Raw genomic sequence first — 4,029 nt, 5'->3', positions numbered from 1 at the left:
TACTATTCTTGAGGTTTTTTCTGAAATTTCTGTCATGCAACTTAAAGTTACAGTTTATCATTTTTTCAATGGCGATATATGAAAATGTTTAAAAAATCAAAGATGAGAGAGGTAAATTTATGTAACCGGCTGTAAAAGATTCTTATCAATATTTTCTAATATTATATCACTTTTACTTGAAAGTATAAAAATGTTATTATGAAAGTAGAGGAAATGTATGGGGGTGAGAAAAACTGAGAAAAATTATAGCATTGTTGAGTTTAGTGGTGCTACTTACAGGTGTGTTTAGTTATTTTAAGGTAAATATAAGTCCTGTGCACAATAACACATCCTACAAATATTTTATCGCAAATGAGAAAGAGCCAAGAGTTCATGGAAAAGAAAGAAGTGATTAGTAATTAAGTAGAAGAGAATTATAAGTAAAGGAGGGTACCCATATAAAAGATGTAAAAACGGTACAAAAATATTTGGTAGCGGAAGAAAGAGAACCAACAGAGAGGATAAAGTATTAGAGTATTTTCAATTATTTGTAATGATTTTTATCTCTGGGATGGGTTGTGAAAATAAATCAATAAATTAGGTTGCTTTCTTAAGGAGTAGTAAAAATATTTGCAGAAAAAATAGGTATAAGGGAACAATAGGAGAAAATGTAATCCAGTTACTTAGGTGAATGTTAAGCCAATGATGGAAAAAATGAGAACTTCATATTTTGTTGAGGTATTTATTGTTTCTGCAAAACATTGTATCCGAAAGGATTGAAGTCCTGAACCTTTATTAAGTTTATAAATTGAACCGTAATGAGAGGAGGATAGTAAATGAAAAAATTTTTAGTTGTAATTACCATTCTGTGCTTAATATTAGGGATGGTTACAACTTTAGGAGCACAAGAAAGTAATAAAGAACAGAATTTTATTGTTGTAACATCCGATAGAATTCGTTACGAACCAAATGCAGATTCTTGGAATCTAGGATTTTCTTTGCTTACGGTTTCAGATTTAAAATCTAAGCCAATTTTAAAATCTATATCTGTAAATGGTGTAGATATAAAAGAATCCCTAGCAGTTGTACCGTCTGAATTTCCGATAAACAAATTTAAAGGATTAACCACGAGCCAGCTAAAGCGTTGGAATGAACTTCGTAAGGCCTACCATAAAGGAACATTAAATAAAGATGGATTAACTGAGTTCAGGTCATTAAATCAGGCTTTGAAAGGAGCTGTAGAGAAAGCCGAAGGAATTGTTGAACTTAAAATAAATCCTACAAAGTTACCTTTTTCTATGGAGAAAGGGGAAATCTATCCCTTACAAGTTGAGATTCAATATGGACAGGAGGTTCAAACATTTACAACCGAGGTATTTATCCAATCCATACCTTCTGATAGCAGCTGGATACCGGCCCAGCTTCATGTTCACTCAAACTTTTCTGATGGTAAAAAGACTCCACAAGAAATAGTAAATATCTACAAGGGGATGGGTTATAAAGTTGTTTATATAACCGATCACACAGATCTTATACCACAACATGGAGGGTGGTCAAGTTACAGTGAGGCAATGGCTAATGCTTCTAGTGCATCTGGGATTCCAGTATATCCAGGAGCAGAAATGACCGTTGTTTCTTCTACTGGAGAAGTACAAGGGGATCTTTTAGCTTACGGCATAGTAAGTCTTAATGGTTTAGAAAATAAAACTTATAGTCCTCAAAGAGGCATTGATAATATATGGGGAAATTCAAGCTTATCTTCTGCAGCTATTGCTCATCCTACAGGGAATCCTCCGTGGACTGACTGGTCTGTTGTCAGATACTCGGGTATCGAACTGATGTCGGGATATTTGCAGCTCAAATTTGATGATGGGGCAAGCCCAATGGTTAGATGGCGTTCGGAACTCACGAGGCTTTTGCCTGATGCCTTTAATTATATCTATCGCCCTTCTGCTCGCACTGGAGACGATTGGCATGCGGAATTCTATGAGCCCAATCCAGAGGGTTATGTGACTTTTATTAATACCTCAGGTTCAACTAGCAAGTTCGCGGTAGATTCAGCATTGCTCAGAGGTAAAACCGTGGCAAGCCGAGATGGAGGGCTTGGCTATTTCTACTTTGAAAGAAATGGGACAACAAAGCATATCGGTGAAACACTTACTGGAGTTCCTGCTAATTCAAGAATTAATATATATTTGACATTCAAACCTGTTAATTCTGGAAGTTACACCATAAAAATTTATAAAGATAACAAAATCTCTGAGATTTTTAGCCAAACAGGTTCGTATTCTAGTGGTGTTACCTATAATATGTCTGGTTCCTTTATATTTGATGGCGGGCAACACTATTATTACCTTTATATCTCTGGACCAGATTATATATATTCAACACCAATTTATGTGTCGAATTAGACTTAATTTATTAAAAAAATAATTTAATATAAGAGAAGAAGGTGTTAATCCACCTTCTTCTCTTGTGTGCGCTCATTATGGGCGATAACTATGCGGTGAAAGTGCACTATGGGCTTGGTAGTGTGAACCATTAGCCAAAGGCAAGGGCGTCCATCGTGAGGTGGAATCTGAAGGAAGTCGGCAGCAGAATTCCGGGCTGATGAACAAAAACCACATATGAGGTTGACTTGGAGTGGACGAATTTGTACATCAAAACGAAATCCAACACTGCTTGAGCTCCGAGCATTAAAAGTGGCGGGTATATGGGAGGAAAGTTATCGTTTTTACCTAGGGGGGTCTCAAGGAAAAGTCAGGAAAGAAGACTCTGAAATGACAACCCATGCAGTGATGTATGGCTGAACCTTGAGAAATCAGCAGAGGTTTTCAAAGAAGGATTTGACATTATCACAAATATCTGCAAGTGATAATTGCTTAGTTTTGATTTTCAAAAAGTTTCCTTCGGTTTGTTTTGAAGTCTAATCCTCTATATAAAAATTTGACGACCAAAAACAGCGAAATTCAGTTGAAAATATATAGCGGAACCCATGAATTTTTAAGGCTTTTGAGGCTCTGAAAGGCCCTAATCTTTTTACAGAAAGGAGAGATGAAGGTTGAAGTATAAGAAAATAATATTTTTAATAGGTTTGCTATGGGGATTAATATCTTTTGGGCTTATCGAAGTCGCTGGAAGAAGGGGACAATTTTCTATGGGAAATTATTTAATGGATTCTAAACCTTTTATTGCTGTAGTTGATATAATTAGAGCCGACAATTTAGTATGGCTGCTTAAGCTTCTTCTTTTACCGTATGCTGTTGGATTAGATTTATCTATATGGACTATTGGATTCATAGGATGTATTTTTAAATATGGCAATTCGTCTTTTCAAGCATTGGGTAAAGTGTTTGTGAATTATCCGATTGTAGAATGGTTTATACTAATTATTTACACTATATTAGGAGGAGTTATACTTGTAATACTGCCTTATTATTTGATAAGCTATGCGGTTGCAAAATTGCTAAAAATATAAATTTCTATAAAAACAGGTATTTTTAAAAAGTCTAATGAAAGTTTAAAGTGAATTATCGTACATCAGAGAGAGACAAAGAGGACAAGGGGGACGGTTCCGTGCGCTTAGAAAAGCTCATGCGTTAGAACAGGTGCGAATCCTGCCCGGTAAAGCCTAGCCAGCAACGGAATAGCAATGCTTTCTCGGGGTCATAGGCCTTGACATGTTATACAATATTAACGCATAGGGAACTCAGGAGGTCTTGTAACTCCCAGAAAGAGTACGATAAACAAGTGTAAAATACAAGGATATCGGAAGGTTAGCAGGAAGTCGGATTACGGCATAGTACTGATAATCTCCATACTGCTCTAAACATATGAAGTGTAATTATGGGGTATGGGATCATGTAGCAATGTCATGCCCAGACGCTGGGGGCGGTTCCTCACGTATGAAGATAAAAATCCTCCATAAGATGGGGATTTTTATTATGCTGCCTATTAGAAAACTGTAATCCACACAGTTCACGTTGAGAAAGCTTCCTTTGAAGCCTTAAAGACTTTATTTTAGTGCCAATAGGAATATTCATAAATATC

2 protein-coding genes are annotated in these 4,029 nt (G+C 36.0%); both read left to right on the top strand.

The window, feature by feature from the left end:
- Nucleotides 1-815 precede the first annotated feature (815 nt).
- Nucleotides 816-2,390 (top strand): PHP domain-containing protein, encoded by a 1,575-nt coding sequence (locus I4N53_RS06135; protein ID WP_009052070.1) that lies wholly within the window; start codon nt 816-818, stop codon nt 2,388-2,390.
- A gap of 650 nt (nt 2,391-3,040) precedes the next feature.
- The gene (locus I4N53_RS06130) at nt 3,041-3,457 is read left to right on the top strand and encodes a hypothetical protein (protein ID WP_009052071.1); all 417 of its coding nucleotides are present in this window, start codon (nt 3,041-3,043) and stop codon (nt 3,455-3,457) included.
- Nucleotides 3,458-4,029: the final 572 nt, after the last annotated feature.

It is taken from the genome of Thermoanaerobacter sp. CM-CNRG TB177, assembly GCF_018588165.1.
Taxonomy (GTDB): domain Bacteria; phylum Bacillota; class Thermoanaerobacteria; order Thermoanaerobacterales; family Thermoanaerobacteraceae; genus Thermoanaerobacter; species Thermoanaerobacter thermocopriae.
This window is presented reverse-complemented; position numbering and strand designations above follow the sequence as displayed.